Source organism: Saccharopolyspora erythraea (assembly GCF_018141105.1).
GTDB classification, from domain to species: domain Bacteria; phylum Actinomycetota; class Actinomycetes; order Mycobacteriales; family Pseudonocardiaceae; genus Saccharopolyspora_D; species Saccharopolyspora_D erythraea_A.
In genome coordinates this window covers 2,204,039-2,225,147 of sequence record NZ_CP054839.1, presented here as the reverse complement: position 1 = coordinate 2,225,147, position 21,109 = coordinate 2,204,039, and the positions used below count along the sequence as shown (strand labels likewise).

Genomic DNA, 21,109 nt, shown 5'->3' with positions numbered 1-21,109 from the left:
TCAGCGCCCGCCGAGCGACTTGGCGGCGTCGATCTGGGCGTCGAGGTCGCGCAGCGCGGCGCCGAGGTCGGCGACCTGCCCGCTCTGCCACTTGACCCCGAAGTCCTCGGTGGTTTTCATGTATGCGCTGCCGTTGGCGCTGGCGGGCGAGGGCACCAGCGCCTGCGAGTCGAACATGTCCAGGAACGTCTGGTACTGCGGGGAGCGCTCCAGCCGGGGATCGTGCAAGGCCGCCCTGGTGGTGGGCACGTTGTTCAGGCCGTTGGCCAGCTCCACCAGCGCGCCGGTGTCGGTGGTCAGGTACTTCACCAGCTCCCACGCGGCTCCGGCCTCGTCCGCGCCGCGCGGCACGCCGACGATGGTGCCGGTGGTCAGGCCGGTCCCGTAGAGCTCGGGCCGGGCGTCGGAGACGGGGAACGGGGCCGTGCCGTAGTCCAGGCCGGGCGCCTGGTGCTCGATGAACCCGGTGCGGTACTCGCCGTCGATGGCCATCGCGATCCGGCCGCGCTGGAAGGCGTTGTCGGCGGAGTACTGCTGACCGAGGCCGGCGGTGAACTGGACGAGCCGGTCCCAGCCGTAGAAGTCCACGAGCTCCTTCTGCCAGCGGAACATCTCCTGCCAGGCCGGGTCGCTCCCGAGGGTGGACCGGCCCTGCCCGTCCGTCCAGCGCGCTCCCCACTGCGGCGCCCAGTTCCACGGGTGGTTGGCCTGCGAGCCCAGCACCGGCAGGAACCCGGCGACCTTGATGGAACCGTCCGGGTTCCACTCGGTGAGGCGCTTGGCCAGCTCGGTGAGCTCCGAGGTGGTGCGCGGCGGGGCCGTCACCCCGGCCCGGGCGAACAGGCCGGCGTTGTAGTACAGCCCGTAGACGTCGGCCAGCAGCGGCATCGCGCACCGCTTGCCCTGGTACTGGGTGTAGTCCCGCACCGCCCGCGGGATCTGCTCGAGGTCGACCCGGTCGCGCGCCAGGTACGGGCCGAGGTCCTGCCACGCGCCGCTGGAGCAGAACTGGCCGAGGTTGACCGTCTCGGCCGAGATCGCGACGTCGGGCGGGTTGCCACCGCGGATGGCCTGCGTGATCTTGTCGTCGTCCTGGTTGCCGCGGCTCTCGATCGTGACGCCGGGGTGCTCGGCGCGGAAGCCGTCGAGGACGCGGTTCAGGATCTCCAGCTCCCGGTCGGTGAACTGGCTGGCGACGGTGATCGCCACCTGCTCACCGGGCGCCGGAGCCGGTTGCGGTGCCTGCGAGGTGGTTCCCGCGGTGCAGGAGGCGGCGAGCAGGGCAACCGCGGCCATGCCGGCACCGATCGTTGCGGACGTGCGCATGTGCTCCTCCTGAACTCACTGGGCCGAGGCCGGCAACACTCCCGCCGCCGTCGTGGGCAGTCCGAAGACCCGCTCGCGGGCCAGCCCGATCGCCACCCTCAGCGCCCCGGCGCGCACCGGGTTTCCGCTGATCCGCGCGGTTTCCACGGGGGTGCGCGGGACGACGAGCTCATGCAGCCGCTCCGCCACGAGCTCGGCCAGCGCGGACCCTCCGGCCTGGGCGATGCCCGCCGACAGCAGCACGAGCTCGGGGTCGAGGACGCTGACCACGCCGGCCAGGCCGGTGGCGACGCGGCGCGCGTAGTCATTCAGGAACTCCCGCGCGCCGGGGTCCGATGCCGCCTTGCGGATCGCGTCCTCGCCGTCGGCGGCCTCCAGTCCGTGCGCGCGGGCGAGCGCCATGATCGCGCCGGGCTCGACGAGCTTGCCGAACCGGCCGCCCCGGCGGTCCGAACCGGTGTCGCGTTCGGCGCGGTCGGGCACGTGCATCCAGTCGATCTCACCCGCGCCGCCGGTCGCGCCGCGCAGCAGCGCGCGGTTGACCACGACCGCCGAGCCGACGCCGTCACCCAGCCACACCAGCACGAAGTCGCGGACGTCGCGGGCGCGTCCCTCGTCCATCTCGACCATGGCGACCAGGTTGACGTCGTTCTCGACGGTCACCCCGGTGCCGAGCAGCTCGCCCAGCCGCCCGGGCACGTCGAAGCCCTCCCATCCGGGAAGGTGCGGGGCGAAGCCGAGGTGCCCGGTGGCCGGGTCCACCGCTCCCTGCGCGCCGACGACCACGTGGGCCAGGTCTTCGGTCCGCAACCCGACCTTCGCGGTGGCTGCGGAGAGAGCGTCGCCGAAGGCCGACAGCACCGCGTCGGTGTCGCCGGCGGGCATCGGGGCGCGGTGCTCGACGCGGGAGTCGCCGACGACGTCGGAGATCACCACGTCCACGTCGCACGGGGTGACGCTGACGCCCGCGACGTGCGCGAGCGCTCCGTTGACGTACCAGGTCTGCGCCCGCGGCCCGCGGTTTCCGCCGCGCAGCTCGCCCCGGCGGACGACGCCCGCGCTTTCCAGCCGGTTGAGCAGGGACGCGGTGGCGGGCTTGGACAGGCCGATGACGTCCTCCAGCTCGGCCCGGGTCAGCGGTCCCTCGCCCAGCAGCGCCTCGATCGCCGCGCGGTCGTTGATCTCCCGCAGCAGCCGGGGACTGCCGTCCCGGCCCGTCCTCGTCCCACGCTCGGCAACCACCCGGCTCCCCTATCTGTAAAGTTCCCAGACGGTTTCGGGGACGGTAATGACGCCGCGGAACCGAAGTCAACGGCGTGGAGGCGGATACACGCCGGACGGCCCAGGCAACTGGGCCACCCGGCAGCGCGGGTGCTGCTGCGAGCGGACACCGGGACGCCCCGCCGGCGGGAGCGGCGTGGCGGCCCGGATCAGGACCAGTGCGAGATGTCGTTGACCAGCCGGACCGAGGCCAGGCCGTCGGGGTAGAACTCCACGATGGACAGCGACGCCAGGTCCAGGTGCAGGCGGTAGAACATCGACGGTCCCACGTCCAGCCCCAGGCGCAGCAGCGCCTTGATCGGCGTCACGTGGCTGACCACGACCACCGTCTGCCCCGCGTAGCTCTCGATCAGCTCGTCGCGGGTGCCGGTCACCCGCCGGAAGACGGCGTCCAGGCTCTCCCCGTTGGGCGGGCGCACGCTCGGGTCGCCCAGCCATTCGCGGTGCAGCTCCGGGTACTGCTCGGCGGCCTCCGCGAAGGTCAGGCCCTCCCAGTCGCCGAAGTCGGTCTCCAGCAGGCCGTCGTGGAACAGCAGCTCGCCGCCGGTGGCGTCGACGACCGCCTGCGCGGTCTGGCGGGTCCTGGACAGCGGCGAGGCGATCACCGGGGCGGCTCCCTGGTCGGTGACCACGCCGTCCATCCCGGCCAGCCGGCGCCCGGCGGCCCGCGCCTGCCGTTCCCCGAAGTCGGTCAGCACGACGTCACCGCGCCCGGAGTAGCGGCGGTCCACCGACATCGCGGTCTGGCCGTGCCGCAGCAGCAGGAACCTGGTGGGCGCGCCGGTCGCGCCGAGCCAGCCCGCCGGGCGCACCCGCGCGGCGGCCGGCTCGCGGCGGATCCCGGCCTGCTCGTCCATCGCCTCGTTGGCCAGCCGGTCCGCGTGCGCGTTGCGGGCGCGCGGCACCCACTCGAGGTCGACCTCGCCGAAGCCCGCGAGCAGTCCCCTGGCCTTCTCCGCGAGCGGCTGGAGGTTGGCGTGCTTGACCTTCCACCGGCCGGCCATCTGCTCGATGACCAGCTTGGAGTCCATCCGGATCGCGACGGCACCGGCACCCAGCTCGGCCGCGGCCGAGAGGCCCTCGATCAGGCCCCGGTACTCGGCGGCGTTGTTGGTGGCGGTGCCCAGCCCCACCGAGCGCTCCGCGAGCACCTCGCCGCTGGCCGCGTCGCGCACCACCGCACCGCAACCCGCCGGACCGGGGTTGCCGCGCGAGCCCCCGTCGGCCTCGATGACGACCCGCAGGCTCACCGAGCGGTCTCCTTGGTGCGAACCAGGATCGCGCCGCACTCCTCGCAGCGAACCACGTCGTCGGCGTCGGCGTCGCGGACCTCGGCCAGCGCCGAGCGGTCGAGCTCGATGCGGCACGCGCCGCAGCGGGTGCCCTGCAGCAGCCCGGCCCCGACGCCCTTCTGCGCGCGGATGCGGTCGTAGAGGACGACCAGGTTCTCCGGCAGGCCCTTGACCATCAGCTCGCGTTCGGTCGTGCGCTTGGCCTCGGCGGTCTCGAGGTCCACCAGTGCCTCGTCCCGCCTGTGCTGGGCGTCGGCGAGCTTCTCCTCGGCGGCCGAGGCCTCCTCGCGTGCCCGCGCGACGTCGGTCTCCAGCGCCTCGCGCCGCTCCATGACCTCAAGCAGCTCGTCCTCGAGGATGCCCTGCCTGCGCGCCAGCGTCTGCAGCTCGTGCTGGAGGTCCTCGAGCTGCTTGGAGCTGCCGCCCGCCTCCATCATCCTGCGGTCGCGGTCCTCGCGGGCCCGCACCTGCTCGATCTCGCCCTCCAGCCGCTTGGCGTCGCGGTCGATGTCGCCGAACGCGGTCTGGGCGGCGACCAGGGAGTCGCGCTTGGCCTTCGCGTCGCGTTCGGCCGTGTCGATCTCCTCGAGCTCGGGCAGCGTGCGCCTGCGGTGGTTCACGCGGTTGAGCTCGGCGTCGCACTCGGCGAGATCGAGCAGCCGTCGCTGGACGGCGGGGTCGGCTTTCACGCCAGCGTCCTCCCTGGGTCGGACACCGCACCCGCGACGTGGGCGGTCCACGGATCGGTGCGGCGAGTCGAGACAAGAACCTCGACAGTATCGGGTAGCGCGGCGGCGACGATGTCGGCCGCCTGCTGGCACCACGGCCACTCGCTCGCCCAGTGGGCGACGTCGACGAGCGCGGGCACCCGCGCTCCCGGCACCTCGCCGCGGGCGATGTGCTCGCCCGCCGGGTGGTGGCGCAGGTCGGCGGTCACGTAGGCGTCCACCCCGGCGGCGGTGGCGGTGTCGAGGCGGGAGTCGCCCGCGCCGCCGCAGACCGCGACCGTGCGGATCGGGCGCTGCGGGTCGCCCGCCCCGCGCACGCCCCACGCCGTGGTCGGCAGCCCGGCGGCGACCCGCTGGACGAAGCGCTCGAACGGCTCGGGCTCGGGCAGCACTCCGATGCGGCCCAGGCCGGTCCTGGCGCCTTCGGAGTGCGGGTCGAGCGGGCCGGTGACGGTCAGCCCGATCGCGGCGGCCAGCGCGTCGGAGACGCCCAGCTCGGCGCTGTCGGCGTTGGTGTGCGCGCAGTACAGGCCGATACCGGCTCGGATCATCCGGTGCACGAGCCTGCCCTTGGGGTCGTCGGCCGGAACGCCGTGCACACCCCGAAGCAGCAGCGGGTGGTGCGAGATCAGCAGCTGCGCACCGAAGTCGGCGGCCTCGTCCACGGTGGCCTCGACGGGGTCGACGCAGAACAGCACGCGCTGGACGATCGCCTGCGGATCACCGCAGACCAGCCCGACCGCGTCCCAGCTCTCGGCGAGCTCCGGCGGGTAGGCCGCCTCCATCGCCGCGACGACATCCTGAACACGCACCGTCATCCGGTCGCTCCCCTGTCCCTATCCAGCAGTGCCGACGATCTCGCGGAACGCCTCGACGAGCTCGGCGTTGTGCTCCGGGCCGCGCACCGCGACCCGCATGTGGTCCGGGCCCAGGCCCGGGAAGGTGTCGCCGCGCCGGACCGCGATGCCCCGCTCCCGCAGCACCGTGCGCACCTTCTCGCCGTTGTCCACTTCGAGCAGGAGGAAGGACGCGCGGGCGGGCTGGGTGACGCGGACGCCGGCAATCGCGGCCAGGCCGGCGGCGAGTTCCACGCGGTGGCGGTCGAAATCCCGCGCCGCGCGCTCGGACTCGGCGATCGCGTCCGGTTCCAGGCACGCCCGGACGGCCTCCAGCACCAGCGTTCCCAGCGGCCAATGTGGACGGTTCCGGCCGAGCCGGGCCAGCAGCTTTGGTTCGCCCAGGGCGTAGCCGGCGCGCAGTCCCGGCAGCCCCCACATCTTGGTCAGGCTGCGGATGACCAGCAGACCCGGTTCGGGGCTGCCTGCCAGTGACTCGGGCTCGCCGGGCACGGTGTCGGCGAACGCCTCGTCGACGACCACCACCCGGCCCGGGCGCCGCAGCGCGCGGATGGTCTCCGCCGGGTGCAGCACCGAGGTCGGGTTGGTCGGGTTGCCGAGCACGACGAGGTCGGCCTCCTCCGGCACCGCCTCCGGGCGCAGCCGGTAGCCGTCCCCGGCGTCGAGCACGACGCGGGTCACCTCGACTCCCGCGGTCCGCAGCGCGAGCTCGGGCTCGGTGAAGGACGGGTGCACCAGGGCGGCCAGGCGCGGGCGCAGCTCCGCCAGCAACGAGAAGCCCTCGGCGGCACCGGCCAGCAGGAGCACCTCGTCGCGGTCGCGGCCGTGGTTGGCGGCGACCGCCTCGCGCGCGCTGCGGTCGTCCTCGGCGGACGGATAGCCGCCGAGCCGGTCCAGCGCCGCGGCCAGCCGGTCGCGCAGCCAGCGCGGGGGCCGGTCCAGGCGGACGTTCACGGCGAAGTCGAGCAGGCCGGGTGCGGCGTCGATGTCACCGTGGTGGCGCAGCAGCTCCCGATCGTTCCCGCTCGTCATCCCGGGCAGTCTAACTACGCGGTGCGGCCGCGCTCGCGACCCGTTGATCTCCGCGAAGCACGACCAGCCCGGCGTCGGCCGGTGTCCCGGCGGCCGGTCGCACCTGGGAGTACTGCATCGGTGGCGGCACGCGGGACACGACCCGCTCGAACAGCAGGGTCTGCACGACGCAGAGCATCAGGCCGATCACGCACAGGACGGTTCCGGTGAGAGCCGTCCCGCGGTTGTCGGCCCGCCCCCTGGCCACCCGGACCAGGCCGAGCACGCCGAAGACCAGGCCGACGAGCACCAGCGGCCAGGCGATGACACCCACGAACGGGATGAAGGCGAACACCAGCCCGACGGTGCCGAGCACGGCCGCGGTGATGCCGAACCCGTTGCGCGGCACGCTCGGTTCGGCCGCTGCGGAACCGGGTGGAGCGTCCATCGTGGCCTCCCTCTCCGGGCGCTCGTCGCGCGACGTCTGCCCCGGGCGCGGGCGGGCCCGTCCCGGGCCGATGGCGCGAGCGTGCCCCCGCCGGGCGAGTTCCGCAGCTCCAGACGTTTCGGGCACGAGCCGACGGTCCACGTCTCGAGGGTCAGCCGACGGCGAGGCCGGCCCGACTCCAGGCGTGGCGTGCGGCACGGCGGTCCGAGCCCGCGGGCGGCCGGGGGCCCTCGGCACGTACCGTCGGCGGGTCAGCCACTTCAGGGAGTAGGACCCTTGCACCTGTCTTTCATCTGCACCGGGAACATCTGCCGCTCGCCGATGGCGGCCCTGGTCTTCCGGGAGCACCTGCGCCGCGCCGGGCTCGACGACCGGGTGACGGTGACCAGCGCGGGCACCGGTCCGTGGCACGTCGGCGAGCCCGCCGACCCGCGCACCGCGAAGGTGCTGGCCGACCACGGCTACCCGGCCGAGCACGTCGCCGCGCAGCTCGACGACCGGCACCTGGACGCCGACCTGCTGCTGGCGATGGACGCCGGGCACCTGCGGGTGGTGCGGGACGCGCTGGACGACCCGGACCGGGTGCGGCTGCTGCGCTCGTTCGACCCGGCCTCCGACGACCTCGCCGAGGTGCCGGACCCCTACTACGGCGGCGACCGCGGCTTCGAGGACGTGCTGGAGATGATCGAGGCGGCGATGCCCGGTCTGCTGGAATGGGTGCGCGAACGCCTCTGACGACGGACGGTCCGACGACGGGGAGCGAGATGGTTTCGACCGAACACGCCCGCGACGCCGTGTCGCGGATCACCGGACACGGCGTCGAGCGGGTGCGGCAGCTCGGCGGCGGCGACGCCTCGGCGGCCTTCGCCGTGCACCTCGACGACGGGACCGCGGTCTTCGCCAAGACCGCCGAGGAGAGCTCGATCGCGGCCGAGGCCGCGTCGCTGGCGTGGCTGGCCGAGGCCGACGCGGTGCCGGTGCCCGCCGTGCACGGCCACGACGGCCGCTGGCTGGTCACCGACCACATCGCCGCCGACGGGCCCGGGCCCGAGGCGGCCGAGGACCTCGGCCGGGGCCTGGCCGCCCTGCACGCGGCCGGCGCTCCCGCGCACGGCTCACCGCCTCCCGGCGGTCCCGCGGACGCCTGGATCGGGCTTGCGCCGATGCGCAACGAACCGTGCCCGGACTGGCCGGGCTTCTACGTCACCCACCGCGTCGAGCCGTACGTGCGGATGGCGCGGGACGCCGGCACCCTCTCCGCACGCGACGCCGAGGTCATCTCGCGGGCCTGCGACCGGATCGGCGGGCTCGCCGGTGCCGACGAGGCCCCGTCGCGGCTGCACGGCGACCTCTGGAGCGGCAACGTGCACTGGGCAGGGCAGGCGTGGCTGATCGACCCGGCCGCGCACGGCGGGCACCGCGAGACCGACCTGGCGATGCTGCACCTGTTCGGCTGCCCCGGCCTGGACCGCGTGGTGGCGGCCTACCAGGAGGTCAGCCCGCTCGCGCCCGGCTGGCGCGACCGCATCGGCGCGCACCAGCTCTTCCCGCTGCTGGTGCACGCGGTGCTGTTCGGAGGCGGCTACGCCGCCCAGGCCGTCACCGCAGCCCAGCGGGTGTAGGCGCGGCGGGGGCGGGCCGCGAGCCGCCGCGCGGGCCGCTTACCGTAGGGGTGTGCGCCTGAAGTTTCTGCTACGCCCGGGTTGGATCGGACTGATCGGCCTGGTCGTGGTGTTCGCCACGCTCTGCTTCACGCTGCTGGCGCCGTGGCAGTTCAGCCGCAACGACCAGGCGCAGACGCGCAACAACGCCATCGCCGAGTCCTTCCACGCCCCGCCGAAGCCGCTCGGCGAGGTGCTCGCGCCCGGGCAGGCGCCCGACGTGCGCACCGAGTGGGCTCGAGTGACCGTCACCGGCCGCTACCTGCCCGAGGGCGAGACCCTGGCCTGGCAGCGCACGGTGCTCGGCGAGCCCGCCTTCGAGGTGCTGACCCCGTTCCGGCTCGCCGACGGCACGACCCTGCTGGTCGACCGCGGCTTCGTGCGTCCCGTCGACGGCACCCGCGCCCCCGACTACGCGCCGGCCCCGGCCGGCGAGGTCACGCTGACCGCCCGGGTCCGCTCCGACGAGCGCGACAGCGAGAACCGGCCCGCGTTCTCCCACGACGACCACCGCTGGGTCTACGCGGTGAACTCGGCGACGGTCGGCGCGAGCACCGGCATGGACCTGCGGCCGGGGTACTTCGCGCTGGTCGAGGGCCAGCCAGGTGGACTCAGCACGCTGCCGCTGCCGCGCCTGGAGTCGGGGCCGTACTTCTCGTACGCGTTGCAGTGGATCGCCTTCGGCGTGATGGCGATCCTGGCGATCGGGTACCTCATCTACTCCGAGCTGCGCCCGCAGCAGGGCGCCGAGGGCGGCGCCAAGCGCAAGCTCTCCGTCGCCGAGGCGATCGCCGAGGAGGAGCGCCGCGAGCGCGAGGAAGCCGCCGCCCGCGAGGCGGGGCGAACCGCCGATGCCGAGGCATCCAGCGCAGGCGAGGAGGCCGGCACCGCGCGCGAGGAGGAGACCTCCGCACGCGGCAACCCCTAGCGCCGCATCTCACCGGACACGCTGGCGGTGTGGCGGGGCCGGTTTCGCCGGATCCGCCCTCACGCCGACGGGCCGCCGACCAGGCGGGCGATGACGCGCCGGATCTCGGCGCTCTCCACCTCCGCGTCGAACCCCGGGTCACCGGCCATCAGGTAGGCGGCGTCGACCAGCTTCTGGATCCACCGCGCTAGCCGGTCCGCGGGCAACGCGAGCTGGTGGTCATCGGCCATGCGCCGCAGCAGCGCGGTGAGGACCTCGTGTGTTCGTTCGGTGTCGGTGGTCAGGATCTCGGCGAACTCCGGGTCGCGGTTGGCCTGCAGCACCGCGGTGGCCGCGAGCCCCGGCGTGAGCGGGTTGGCCAGCTCGGCGAGCAGGTGGCCGACGAGCAGGTCGAAGCCCTCTTCGGTTTCGGCGCGCAGGGCCCGTTGGTACACCTCGGCGTTGCGAGGCAGGTCGTCGCGGAACAGCGCGTGGACGATGTCGCGCTTGGTCGGGAAGTAGTGGAACAGGGTGCCCGAGCCGATGCCGGCGCGGCGGCAGATGCCCGCCGTCGACGTGCCGTCGACGCCGTTGACGGCGAACTCCTCGGCCGCGGCCTGCACGATCTTCGCCCGCTTGCGGGCGTGCTGCTCGGGATTGACGGTGCGCATCACCGCGAGCATAGATCGCACCAAAACTGGAGTGACCACTCTGCTAATGTGGCGTCGTGTAGCCGCCTGCCACTCCGCGTGGCCGCGGGGCGGCTTTGCCGACGGAGAGAGGGCGGTCGCGGTGACCGGCAAGCAGATCGACGCGGTGCAGGGGGTCGTGGGGCTGATCGGCATCACGATCGGGGTGATCCCGCTGGCGCGGTGGGCGTTCACGGGCGAGCACGGCGGACTCTTCGAGTGGCTGCTCGGCAAGCCCACGGGGCTGATGGGACTGCTGGTGCCGCTGGCGGTGGTCCTCGTGGGCGTCGGCGTGATCGCGGCGCTGGAGGCGGCCAAGCGCCGCAAGCGCGCAGGTGACCGGGCGGAGTGACCGCGGGCCCGCGGTTCACCGGCCGCGGTCGCGTTTATCCCGCGGCGGCCGCGGTTCACCGGCCGCGATCGCGATTCACCGGCGGCGGTAACCGTTCACCGGCAGCGGCAGCAGTCAGCAAGGAACGTCGCAATTCACTGGCGGCGGTACGACTCACCAGCGGTGGTCGCGGTTCACCGGCACCGGTCGCGATTCACGACCGGCGGTCGCGGCGCAGGCCGAACACCAGCGCCGACCCGGCGGCAAGCACGCCGCTGACCACGCCGATCACCCGGGACAGCTCGACACTGCGGGTGACGTCCCCGGCGTCGGCGGTGCGGCCCTCGCCGAGCACCGGGCGCTGCTCGACGACGTGGCCGTAGACGGTCCGCCCTCCCAGCCTGATCTGCAACGCACCGGCGAAAGCGGCCTCGATCTGGCCCGCGTTCGGGCTCGGGTGCGCCGAGGCGTCGCGCCGCCAGGTGCGCCAGGCGCCCGTCGCGGACCCGCCGACGACCGGCGCGCACGCCGAGGTCAGTACGGCAGCCAGCCGTGACGGCAGCAGGTTCAGCGCGTCGTCGAGCCGGGCCGAGGCCCAGCCGAAGTTCGCGTAGCGCGGCGAGCGGTGGCCGACCATCGCGTCGAGCGTGTTGGCCGCGCGGTAGCCGATCAGCCCGGGCACACCGGCGATGGCGCCCCACACCAGCGGTGCGACCACCGCGTCGGAGGTGTTCTCGGCGACGGACTCGACGGTCGCCCGTGCCAGGCCCTGGCCGTCGAGGTTGGCCGACTCGCGCCCGCAGAGGTTGCCGAGCCTGCGGCGTGCCGCGTCGATCTCGCCCGCGTCCAGCACCCGGGCCATCGCGGTGCCCTCGTCGGCCAGCGACGTGCCGCCGAGCACCGCCCAGGTCGCCACGCCGGTCAGCACGGCCTCCAGGACGGGGCTGCGGCGCGAAACCCGGTGCGCCAGCACGCCGAGCCCGGCGGTGCCGCCGACCAGCAGTCCGGCGTAGACAATGCCCGCGTCCTTGCGGTCCTGGTGCATCAGCCGCTCCGCGGCGCCCGCGACCCGGCCGAACGCCGCGACGGGGTGGCCGCGACGGGGGTCTCCGATCGCCGCGTCGGCAGCCAGCCCGAGCAACAGCCCCACCGCACGTCCTGCGCCCACGCTCAGCCCCTCCTGGCGAACCGGTCCGGCCCCAAACGTGAAGAACGCTACCGTTGGGATGTTTCCGCACGGTCACCGCCCGCCACGTGACCGGATGTGTCGGCAGCACCGGTTATCGTGGCGGACCGTGACTGTCCCGGACCACGAAGCCGACGTGCTGCGCGCGGGAGTGGCGACCGCGGGCCCCCTGCCCGCCGATGCCGCCCCTGCCGACGCGGCGTCGGCTGCGCAGTCGGCCGAGGAGGCCGGCGGGGGCGAGCAGCGGCTCCAGCTGTTCGTCTACCTGCAGGCGCCCGAGCACCGCACGTACCTGGCGATCATGCGGTTGTTCACCTCGACGCTGCTGGCCGACCTGTCGGCCGGTGAGGTCGCCGCCGCGCTGGCCGCCGCCGAGCGGGAGGGCCGGGTGGCCGCGGGCGAGTCGGACCTGGACACCGTGATCGACCGGCTCAAGCAGCTGGTCAAGTGGGGCAACCTGGTCGTCGGGCGGCGCGAGACGATCGCGGCCAGCATCGCCGAGTTCCAGCACGGCAGCGTCCGCTACCAGGTCAGCAAGCTCGCGGTGCGCGTGCAGCGCGACGTCGACGCCCTGCTGCACGTGCCGGAGGGCGCCCGCGAGGTCTCCCGCGAGCTGCTGCCCGCGATCGAGCGCGGGCTGGGCGAGATCTCGTCGATGCTCTCCGAGGTGCTGGTCGCCGAACGCCGCGCGCCGGAGGCCAAGAGCACCCGCAAGGCCAAGGAGCGGCTCGCGGAGCAGGTGACCACGGTCTTCCTGCAACACGCCGAGCTCGCCGCCACGGTCCGCGACTTCTACGCCTACCTGGGGCAGGTGGTGACCCGCCACCACCTCGCGCCCGATGAGATCTCCGGGTTCCGCAACCTGCTCGTCGAGTACATCCAGATGGTCGTGGAGGACGTGCTGCGCCACACCGGCACGATCGCGGCGTCGCTGGCGGGGCTGGCCGGGGTCCGCTCCGAGCTGCTGCGGCTGCTCGGCCCGGCCGACCAGCTCGGCACCGACGTCGAGCGCGCCCGGGGCCGCACCGCGCCCGACTGGCAGGAGCTCACCGACTGGTTCGTCGACGCTCCCGGCAGGCCGAGCCAGGTCGCGGCGCTGCGGGAGGCGACCGCGCGGGCGATCGGTTCGCTGCTGGCCAGCGTCAAGCGGGCGACCTCCGGCGGCGGCCTGGTGCCCGGCCGCCGCGGCGAGCTGCTCAAGCTCGCCCGGTGGCTCGACGCGGCGGAGGAGAACGAGGCGCACCGCATCTACGCGGCGGCCTTCGGCCTGCACTCCTCGCGCCACCTGCTGCCCGCCCCCGACTACGACAGCGACAACCACGAGGTGTCCTGGCGCGACGGTCCGGTGCTGGACGTGACCGTGAGCGTGCGCAGCCGTGGCGACCGCGGTGCCCGCGGCCGGACCTCGCGCGTGCTCGACGACCCGATGACCGAGGAGACCCTGCTCGCCCAGGCCCGCGAGGCCGACCAGCGCCGCAGCGCGGCGGTGTCGGAGCTGGCCGGGGCCGGTGCCGAGCTGGCGGGCACCACGCTCTCCACCGACGCGCTGGGCGTGCTGTGCGAGCTGCTGACGCTGGCGATGGCGCAGCGCGAGCGCTCCGACGACCCCGGCACCGCGCTCGACCCGGTGCACCGGCTGCGGGTCACCGTCCGCCCGGAACCGGGCCACCGCACCGAGATCCGCAGCACCTCGGGCACGTTGACGCTGCAGGACGCGGTGCTCGACGTCCGCGGTGACGGCGCGATCCCCGGTACCGAGGAGGAGGCGGTCGCCCGATGAACGCCGTGCGCACCTTCGAGGACCTGCCCGACATCGACGCCGCCAACGTCGTGCGCTGCGCGCGGGTGCTGCTGCGCCGCCCGCTGCTGCGGCCCGGGGCGCCCGACGGCGACCTGCTGCCGATGATCTACCGGCAGCGCGCCGTCCTGCAGGAGGTCTTCTCCTCGCTGCTCGGCTACCGGCTGGTCGTGGAGCGCCGGTTCGCCCGGCTCTACAAGTCCGGACCCGGCGACGACGCCACGCGCGGCGAGTCCTCGCTGTCCCCGCGCGGCTACGCCTACCTGGCGCTGACGCTGGCCGCGCTGACCGGCATCGGCCGCCAGGTCCTGCTGTCTCGGCTGGTCAGCGACGTGCGCGCGGCGGCGTCGGAGGCCGCCATCGCGGTGGTCGACGACCCGGCCGACCGCCGTGCGCTGACCGCGGCGCTGCGCCACCTGGTCGCGCTCGGCGTGATCACCGAGACCGAGGGCACGGTCGCGGCCACCGACGCCTCGGCCGAGGCGCTGATCACCATCGACACCGACCTGCTCGGCCAGCTCGTGGCAGGCCCGCTCGCCGAGGCCGACAGCCCGCAGGCGCTGGTGTCGATGGCGGCTGAGCCGGGTCCGCGCAGCGTCGAGCATGCGGTGCGGCGCCGGCTGGTCGAGGATCCGGTGGTGCTCTACCGCGACCTGCCCGACGCGCAGGCCGAATGGCTGCTCAAGCACCTCGGCACCGAGTCCAAGCTGCTGGAGCGGTTCTTCGGCCTGGTCACCGAGTCGCGCGCGGAGGGCCTGGTGGTGACCGACCCCGAGGACTACCTGACCGACGTGGTCTTCCCCGGGCCGGGCACGGTCGCGCGCATCGCGCTGCTGGCGCTGCCGGAGCTGCTGGAGCGCGCCGAGCCGCGCGAGTCCGACGGCAGGCACCCGGTGGCGGAGGCCGACCTCGCCGAGGTCTGCGCGGAGCTGGTCGAGTCCTACCCCGCCGCGTGGTCGCGGCAGGCGACCGAGGACCAGGGCGACCTGGTCCGCTCGGTGCGGGCACTGCTGGGACGGCTCGGCCTGCTGCACCGCGAAGGCGAGCAGTGGCTGCTCAGCCCCGCCGCGCACCGCTGGCTGCCGCAGCCCGACGCCACCCCGGCCCCCGGCCGGGAACCCGAGCCGCCTGCCGCCGCACCCGCGGGCTGGTCGCTGTTCGACGACATGGAAGAGGAAGGTCAACGGTGAGCACGGACATGGAGCTGCCGAACAGGTGGCGGCTGCACCGCGGCGGCATCGTCAACATCTGGCAGTACGCCGAGCACACCTTCGACCTCGACGGCGGTCGGGCGATCTTCCAGGGCACCAACGGCTCGGGCAAGTCCCGCACCCTGGAGCTGCTGCTGCCGCTGTGCCTGGACGGCGACCTGCGCCAGCTCGGGTCGAAGGGCTTCGACACGGTCAGCATCCGCAGGCTGATGCTCGACGAGTACCCGGGCGGGCCCAACCGCATCGGCTACGCCTGGATCGAGCTGCGCCGCGACGCCCCCGGCGGCGGCGAGGAGTTCCTGACCTGCGGCATCGGGGTCAAGGCGTCGAAGACCTCGCAGGCCATCAGCGACTCGTGGAGGTTCGTCACCGGCAGGCGGGTCGGGGTCAGCCTGCAGCTGGTCGGCGCCGACCGGGTGCCGGTGGGGCCGGCCCAGCTGCGCGAGATGCTCGGTGCCGACTGCGTGCTCGACGACCACGCCTTCCGCGCCAAGATCGCCGCCACCGTCTACGGCATGCCCGCCGCCCGCTACGGCGACCTGCTGCACCTGCAACGCACGCTGCGCAACCCCGACGTTGGGCTCAAGGTCCTGGAGGGCCAGCTCGAGCAGATCCTCTCCGACGCGCTGCCGCCGCTGGACCCGTCGCTGATCGAGCGGCTGGCGACATCGTTCGACGACCTGGAGTCGATCCGGGAGAACATCGTCCGCCTCAGCAGCGCGGACAAGGCGCTGAGCGCGTTCCTGACGACCTACTCCGGCTACGCGCTGGGTTCGCTGCGCGAGCGGGCCGAGGCGATGCGCTCGGCGCGGACGCGCCTGCGGTCGCTGCGCGACGAGCTGGCGAAGCTGGAGAAGCAGGTCGCGTCCAAGCGCGGCGACCGGGAGTCGGCACAGCGCACCGTCACCGAACTGGAGCAGCGCGAGGGCGAGCTGGAGTCCAGTATCGACGCGCTGCGCTCGCACCCGGCCTACTCCGAGCTGCAGAACCTGCGCGACCGCGAGCGGCTGGTCGAAAGCGCCCGCTCGGCGGCGGTGACCGCACTGGACACCGCGAGCAAGCACCGCGCGCAGGAGGAGCGGTCGGTGGAGTCGGTGCTGGGCATGCTGCGGCGGCTGGCGGGTGACGCCGAAGCCGCCGAGCAGGCCGCGCAGCGCGCCACACAGCAGCTCACCACCGCCGGGCTCGACGGCGGGCTCGTCCCGCGCCCGCCCGAGGTCCCCACCGCCCAGGCGCGCACGTCGCCGGACCAGGTGCGCACCGCACCGGACTCCGACGCCGAACCCGCGACCATCGACCGCCACAGCGCACCCGAAGTCGACGCCGACGCGCTGGCGGACGCCATGCGCGAGGCCGCGTCCCGCACCGGCGACGCCGCGAGCGTCGCGACGGAGCGTTCGGCGCTGACGCTCGCCCTGCACCAGCAGGCCGTCGAGCTGGACACCCAGCAGGACAAGGTCGCCGAGTTGCAGCGCCTGGCGCGCCAGACGCAGCTCACCGCGACCGAGGCCGCGGGCCGGCGCAACCAGGCCCAGCAGCAGCTCTCCGATGCCGCGGCGGTCTGGGTCGAGCACGCGAAGCGCTGGGGTGCCGGGTGGCCGGTGTCCGACGGGGACGATCCGGTGCCCGCGCCGCCGCGCGACCGGGAGCTGGTGGCCGACCGGTCGGCGACCCGCGACGCGCGCGAGCGGACTCGGCGCTGGGCGCGACCGAAGCTGCACGAGGCGCGCGGCCAGGTGACCGAGGTCGAGCAGGAGCTCGCGGAGCTGCGCGAGCGCACGCGCGGGTGGGAGCAGGAGCTCGCCGAGCTCCGCGCCGGCCACGAACGGACGCCGCCGCGCCCGGCCTGGGCCGACGCCGAACGCGACGAGAGCAAGGGGCGGCCGTTCTACCGCCTCGTGGACTTCGCGTCCGCGCTGACCGAGGACGACAGGGCGGGACTGGAGGCCGCGTTGCAGGCCAGCGGCCTGCTCAACGCCTGGGTGTCGCTGGACGGCAGCGTCGTCGGCCTGGCCGAGCTGCTCGCCGCGCCGGAAGCGCCGGCCGGGTCCGGCACCCTGGCCGATCTGCTCACCCCCGCCGCAGAACCGGACTGCCCGGTGCCGAGCGAACACGTCGCCGACCTGCTGGCCTCGGTCGCGACCGACGGCAGCGCGGGACTGTCGGTGTCGGCCGACGGCACCTGGCGGGCGGGCGTGCTCTCCGGGGCGTGGAGCAAGGACGCCGCCGAGTACGTCGGTGCCGGGGCCCGCGAGTCGGCCCGCGCACGCCGCATCGCGGAGCTGGAGGACGAGCTGTCCCGGCTGCGCGGGCGGATCGCCGACGCCGAGCGCCGCCACCGCGACGCGAGCGAGCACACCTCGCGGCTGGAGCAGTACCTGGAGTCCTACCCCGACGACAGCGACCTGCTCACCGCCCACGCCAAGCTCGCCACCGCCCTGGAAAGCGCCCAGGACGCCGAGTACCGCGCCGCGCAGCTGCGCGAACAGCACGAACAGGCCGACCAGCGGTGGCAGGCCGCGCACGCCGAGCTCGTCCGTTCGGCGGGCGAGGCCGACCTCCCCGCCGACACCCGGGCGCTCGAGGCCGCCCACCGCGCCGCCTCGGAGGCCCGCAACGGCATCGACGCGTTGCGCGAGGCGATCGAGGCGCGTTGCCTGCCGACCCTGGCCGACCTGCGCGAGGTCTCGCTGCACCACGACGTGGCGGTGGCCGACCGGATGGAGGCCGAGTCGCAGGCCGAGCGCCGCTGCGCCGACTACGGCGAGCAGGCCGCCGGGCTCGCGGAGCTGACCTCAGCGGTCGGCGGCGAAGCGCAGCAGATCGCCGACAAGGTGGGCGATCTGGAACGGGAGCGGGCAGAGCTGCGCCGCGAGCTGCCGCAGGCGCGGGAGCGGATCAGCTCCCTGCGGGAGTCCTCGGCCCGACTGGAGACGCAGCTGGAGAACAAGCAGTCCCAGCTCGCGGGCCGCGAACAGGACGAGTCCTCGACGACCGAGGCGTTCGGCACGGCGCTTCGGATCCCAGGGCTGTGGGCGGCCGCCGCGGTGTCCGACGAGCTCCCGCCAGACCTCGACGAGGCGGCGGCGCTGCTGGTGGAAAGCGACCGCAAGGGAGCCTCGGAAACCACGGTGCTCAACCGCTTCCAGGCGCTCCAGCAGTCGCTGAGCGGCAACTACGACATCAGCGCCGGTGAGCAGGAGGGGCTGCTCACGGTCACCGTCACCGGCGAGGAGGGGCCGCAGCCCGTCGCCGACGCGGCGCGGCGGGTCAGCGAGCGCCTCGGCGAGCAGCGCGGCTACCTCAACGAGCGCTACCAGTCGATCTTCGCCGACTACCTCATCCGGGACCTGGCCGAACGGCTGCGCGGGCAGATCACCGTCGCCGAGGACCTCTGCAAGCGGATGAACGAGGTGCTCGACGGCGCCCGCTCCAGCCAGGGCGTGCACGTGCAGCTGGAATGGCAGCCGTCTGCGGCGTTGGGCGACGACATCAGGCAGGCGATCGAGCTGGTGCGCACGCCGTTCGCCGACCGCAGCGACGACCAGGACACGCTGCTGCGCCGGGTGTTCACCGACCTGATCGAGTCGGAGCGCGACAGCACCTCCGGCGGCTACGCCGAGATCCTGTCCCGGGCGCTGGACTACCGGTCGTGGTTCGCCTTCACCGTCCGGGTCCGCGACACCGGACCCGAGGGCAAGCCCCGAGTGCGGCGCCTGCGCCAGCTTTCGTCGGGTGAGACGCGGCTGATCTCCTACGTGACGCTGTTCGCCGCCGCGGCGGCCTTCTACGACGCGGTCAGCGTCTCGGCCGGTGGCGGCGGGCCGCTGCGGCTGGTCCTGCTGGACGAGGCGTTCGAGCGGCTCGACGACCCGACGATCGCGCGGATGCTGGGGCTGCTGGTGGACCTGGACATGGACTGGCTGATCACCTGGCCGAGCGGCTGGGGCGTCTCGCCGAAGATCCCGAAGATGCACATCTACGACGTGCTGCGACCGCGCAGCGGGCACGGGATCGCCTGCACCCACACCACCTGGGACGGCCGGGGCTTGGAGCGCGCGGATGGCTGACGCCGACGACGTCCGCGCGAAGTGGGACGTGGAACCGTTGCGCGGGTTGTGGGAGAAGGCCCGCGAGGTCCTGGAGTCACCGGAGCAGCCGTCGACCTTCCGGCTCGAACTGCCCGACGAGGAGACGCAGACCGCGGTCGGCGAACTGCTCGGCCGCCCGATGCTCGGCTACGGCACCCGGATCAAGGTGTCCACTCTGGACGAGCGGGTCCGCGGAGCGGGCCTCGGCGTCGGGCTGGCCGAGGTGCTGGAGATCCTGCACGGCAGGCCGGTGTCGAGCACGTCCTCGGTGCCCTCGACGTCCTCGGTCGCGGACGAGCCGCGTGCCGCGGTGCGCGCGGCGCTGGCCGAGCACTCGCTGGGCGACGCGCCGTGGGCGGACGAGTGGGCCCGGTGGCTCCACCAGTACGGGCGCGTGCCCGAGGACGAGATCGACGTCGTCGTGCGGCGTGCCGCCGCAGTGCTGGCGGAGTTGGCGCTCGACCGCTCCCCCGTCGCGTGGACGTCCCGCGCGGATCTGGCGGCCCGCGCCGGTGACGCGCACGGGCTCGACAGCGGCACGACGCTGAGCCGCGTCGTCCTGCGGGCCGCCGCGCTCGCCCACGACGTCGCGGCACCCGGCAACGAGCGCGAACGCCGCGCGCTGTGGGAACGCTGCGGCGTCGCCCCCGACGGCGTCTCTGCGACGGTGCTGTGCTGGTCGCTGCCTCTCGCCGGCACGGACGACTGGTCGCGTTCGGTGCTCCAGCGCACCGCGGCGCGGCTGCCGGCGCACCTCACCCACCTCGACCTCCAGGCGGCACCCGCCCAGCTCGTCGAGCCCGGCACGACGATCACGGTGTGCGAAAACCCCCGCGTCCTGGAGGCGGCGCTGCGGGAAGACATCGGGCACCCGCTCGTCTGCCTGTCCGGTCAGCCGACGACGGTCGGGCTCGAACTGCTGCGACGCCTCTCCGACGACGGAGCCACCCTGCGCTACCACGGCGACTTCGACTGGCCGGGCGTGCGAGTCGCCGGGGCCCTGCGGGCCCAGCTCGGCGTTGAGCCGTGGCGCATGACGGCGGCTGACTACCGCCGGGCACTCGACGAAGCGGCCCGCGACCGCATCGACCTGCCCTCCCTGATCGGGGCTCCGGTGGAAACCCCGTGGGACCCGGCCCTGGCGGACCTCATGGCCACGTCCGGCCGCGCGGTGGAGGAGGAAACCCTGCTCCCGTCCCTCCTGGCGGACCTCCGCCGGTAGGTGCCGGCGGCGTCTGTCTGGAGGGGTCGCGCCGGACGGTCGGCGCCTCCGTCCGGTGACGCCGTCGGGGACACCGCTGCCAGGCGATGCCCTCGGGACACCACCGTTCAGGTGGCACCGCCGGGGGTGACGCCGTCGAGTCGAGCCGTCAGGGACCAGCGGCGGCAGCAGCCCTTCCTCAGAACCGCTGGTACATCACGTGGAGGCCGACATACCCGTGCTGCGGGTGGTTGAACGCCTCCGGGAGGGTAGCGGCGATCTCCATCCCGAGCGAACGCCACAGCGCCACCGCGCGGGTGTTCGTCTCGACCACCGCGTTGAACTGCATGGCGCGGAACCCGTCCGCCTTCGCCTGGTCCAGGACGTGGCGCCCCAGCGCGCGGCCCGCGCCACGACCGGCGTGCCCCGGCGCGACCATGAAGCTCGCCGTGGCGACGTGCGAGGCGGGACCTTCGTGGTTCGGTCCCGATACGGCCGTCCCGACCACGTTCCCGCCGTCGTCGACCGCGACGACGGTCCGGCCGGGCGGGGCCGGGAACCAACGCTGCCGCGCCCGCGCCTCGTCGATGTCGCGATCCCACGAGAACGTCTCCCCCGCGGCGACGATCTCTCGCATGAACGGCCAGACAGCGGCCCAGTCACCCTCGGAGGCATCGCGGATCAGCATGCCGCCCAGCTTCATCCGCCCCCGCGCCGGCGCGCAACCGCTTTGACCGCAGCCACCCCGGACCAGCCAGCCCGCTTCCCGCCCTCGCCAGCCGAACTGGCGAGTCGCCGGACGAGCCCGCTTCTCACTGGAAGCCCGGCCTCACTGAACGAGCCTCGCTCAAGCCTGCTCGCTCTCACTGGAAGAGGTTGCGCAGGAAGGCGATCAGCGACTGCGCCACACCCTGCAACCACAGCATGGCGTTCTCCACCGCCCCGGCCGACCCCTGCGGGTCGGAGATGACGAAGTACAGCGCCACCCCGATCGCGGCGAGCGTGACGACCTTCTTGGTGTCCACGTTTCCTCTCCCTCCATCCCCGGTCCCGTCCGGACGGGTTCAGCCGCCGCCCGCTGACGGACACCG

Annotated in this window: 19 protein-coding genes; 8 read left to right on the top strand and 11 right to left on the bottom strand. The window is 74.0% G+C overall.

The features are described 5' to 3' along the window. The 7 genes from HUO13_RS10315 to HUO13_RS10285 all read right to left on the bottom strand — a co-directional run bounded on the left by HUO13_RS10315 (position 1) and on the right by HUO13_RS10285 (position 6,943). A complete protein-coding gene (locus tag HUO13_RS10315) occupies positions 1 to 1,326 on the bottom strand; it encodes an extracellular solute-binding protein (protein WP_211901187.1) in 1,326 nt (441 codons plus the stop codon). A gap of 15 nt (positions 1,327 to 1,341) precedes the next feature. After that, entirely contained in the window at positions 1,342 to 2,568 is a 1,227-nt protein-coding gene (locus tag HUO13_RS10310) for an ROK family transcriptional regulator (RefSeq protein ID WP_211901186.1), read from the bottom strand. A 188-nt stretch (positions 2,569 to 2,756) separates the two neighbouring features. Then, on the bottom strand, positions 2,757 to 3,857 hold the full coding sequence (locus HUO13_RS10305; protein WP_211901185.1) for a bifunctional RNase H/acid phosphatase: 1,101 nt from the start codon (positions 3,855 to 3,857) through the stop codon (positions 2,757 to 2,759). Then, positions 3,854 to 4,588 carry a zinc ribbon domain-containing protein gene (locus HUO13_RS10300; RefSeq protein WP_211901184.1) on the bottom strand — a complete coding sequence of 245 codons (735 nt, stop codon included), beginning with the start codon at positions 4,586 to 4,588 and terminating at the stop codon, positions 3,854 to 3,856. Before HUO13_RS10300 ends, HUO13_RS10305 begins: the two co-directional genes overlap by 4 nt. After that, on the bottom strand, positions 4,585 to 5,445 hold the full coding sequence (locus HUO13_RS10295) for a Nif3-like dinuclear metal center hexameric protein (RefSeq protein WP_211901183.1): 861 nt from the start codon (positions 5,443 to 5,445) through the stop codon (positions 4,585 to 4,587). Before HUO13_RS10295 ends, HUO13_RS10300 begins: the two co-directional genes overlap by 4 nt. An 18-nt stretch (positions 5,446 to 5,463) precedes the next feature. Then, positions 5,464 to 6,516: an Rv2231c family pyridoxal phosphate-dependent protein CobC gene (gene cobC, locus HUO13_RS10290; protein WP_211901182.1), complete on the bottom strand. Its 1,053-nt coding sequence runs from the start codon at positions 6,514 to 6,516 to the stop codon at positions 5,464 to 5,466. A gap of 10 nt (positions 6,517 to 6,526) precedes the next feature. Beyond that, positions 6,527 to 6,943 (bottom strand): DUF4190 domain-containing protein, encoded by a 417-nt coding sequence (locus HUO13_RS10285; protein ID WP_211901181.1) that lies wholly within the window; start codon positions 6,941 to 6,943, stop codon positions 6,527 to 6,529. A gap of 276 nt (positions 6,944 to 7,219) precedes the next feature. On the opposite strand from HUO13_RS10285, the gene HUO13_RS10280 reads away from it, so the two are divergent. The 3 genes from HUO13_RS10280 to HUO13_RS10270 are packed head-to-tail and all read left to right on the top strand — an operon-like array spanning position 7,220 to position 9,532. Then, complete coding sequence (locus tag HUO13_RS10280; RefSeq protein WP_211901180.1) at positions 7,220 to 7,678, top strand: low molecular weight protein-tyrosine-phosphatase; 459 nt, start codon at positions 7,220 to 7,222, stop codon at positions 7,676 to 7,678. A gap of 29 nt (positions 7,679 to 7,707) precedes the next feature. Beyond that, positions 7,708 to 8,565, top strand: coding sequence for a fructosamine kinase family protein (locus HUO13_RS10275; RefSeq protein ID WP_211901179.1), 858 nt, complete (start codon positions 7,708 to 7,710; stop codon positions 8,563 to 8,565). Positions 8,566 to 8,617: 52 nt separating this feature from the next. Next, on the top strand, positions 8,618 to 9,532 hold the full coding sequence (locus HUO13_RS10270) for an SURF1 family cytochrome oxidase biogenesis protein (protein WP_211901178.1): 915 nt from the start codon (positions 8,618 to 8,620) through the stop codon (positions 9,530 to 9,532). Positions 9,533 to 9,591: 59 nt separating this feature from the next. On the opposite strand, the gene HUO13_RS10265 is transcribed toward HUO13_RS10270, so the two are convergent. After that, positions 9,592 to 10,182 (bottom strand): TetR/AcrR family transcriptional regulator, encoded by a 591-nt coding sequence (locus HUO13_RS10265; RefSeq protein WP_249124621.1) that lies wholly within the window; start codon positions 10,180 to 10,182, stop codon positions 9,592 to 9,594. Between the two features lie 121 nt (positions 10,183 to 10,303). On the opposite strand from HUO13_RS10265, the gene HUO13_RS10260 reads away from it, so the two are divergent. After that, on the top strand, positions 10,304 to 10,552 hold the full coding sequence (locus HUO13_RS10260) for a hypothetical protein (RefSeq protein WP_211901176.1): 249 nt from the start codon (positions 10,304 to 10,306) through the stop codon (positions 10,550 to 10,552). 193 nt (positions 10,553 to 10,745) lie between these two features. Here HUO13_RS10260 and HUO13_RS10255 read toward each other — a convergent pair whose 3' ends face one another. Further along, positions 10,746 to 11,699 (bottom strand): cobalamin biosynthesis protein, encoded by a 954-nt coding sequence (locus tag HUO13_RS10255; protein ID WP_211901175.1) that lies wholly within the window; start codon positions 11,697 to 11,699, stop codon positions 10,746 to 10,748. Between the two features lie 127 nt (positions 11,700 to 11,826). Here HUO13_RS10255 and HUO13_RS10250 point away from each other — a divergent pair, with 127 nt between their 5' ends. The 4 genes from HUO13_RS10250 to HUO13_RS10235 are packed head-to-tail and all read left to right on the top strand — an operon-like array spanning position 11,827 to position 20,039. After that, complete coding sequence (locus HUO13_RS10250; protein ID WP_211901174.1) at positions 11,827 to 13,497, top strand: TIGR02677 family protein; 1,671 nt, start codon at positions 11,827 to 11,829, stop codon at positions 13,495 to 13,497. After that, positions 13,494 to 14,705, top strand: coding sequence for a TIGR02678 family protein (locus HUO13_RS10245; RefSeq protein WP_211901173.1), 1,212 nt, complete (start codon positions 13,494 to 13,496; stop codon positions 14,703 to 14,705). Before HUO13_RS10250 ends, HUO13_RS10245 begins: the two co-directional genes overlap by 4 nt. Continuing rightward, on the top strand, positions 14,702 to 18,796 hold the full coding sequence (locus tag HUO13_RS10240) for a TIGR02680 family protein (protein WP_249124619.1): 4,095 nt from the start codon (positions 14,702 to 14,704) through the stop codon (positions 18,794 to 18,796). The genes HUO13_RS10245 and HUO13_RS10240 overlap by 4 nt, the downstream gene beginning before the upstream one ends. Continuing rightward, positions 18,789 to 20,039, top strand: coding sequence for a TIGR02679 family protein (locus tag HUO13_RS10235; RefSeq protein ID WP_211901172.1), 1,251 nt, complete (start codon positions 18,789 to 18,791; stop codon positions 20,037 to 20,039). Before HUO13_RS10240 ends, HUO13_RS10235 begins: the two co-directional genes overlap by 8 nt. Positions 20,040 to 20,217: 178 nt before the next feature. Here the strand turns inward: HUO13_RS10235 and HUO13_RS10230 are convergent, their stop codons facing one another. After that, positions 20,218 to 20,706: a GNAT family N-acetyltransferase gene (locus tag HUO13_RS10230; protein ID WP_249124618.1), complete on the bottom strand. Its 489-nt coding sequence runs from the start codon at positions 20,704 to 20,706 to the stop codon at positions 20,218 to 20,220. Between the two features lie 175 nt (positions 20,707 to 20,881). Continuing rightward, positions 20,882 to 21,043 carry a hypothetical protein gene (locus tag HUO13_RS10225; RefSeq protein ID WP_009948165.1) on the bottom strand — a complete coding sequence of 54 codons (162 nt, stop codon included), beginning with the start codon at positions 21,041 to 21,043 and terminating at the stop codon, positions 20,882 to 20,884. Positions 21,044 to 21,109: the final 66 nt, after the last annotated feature.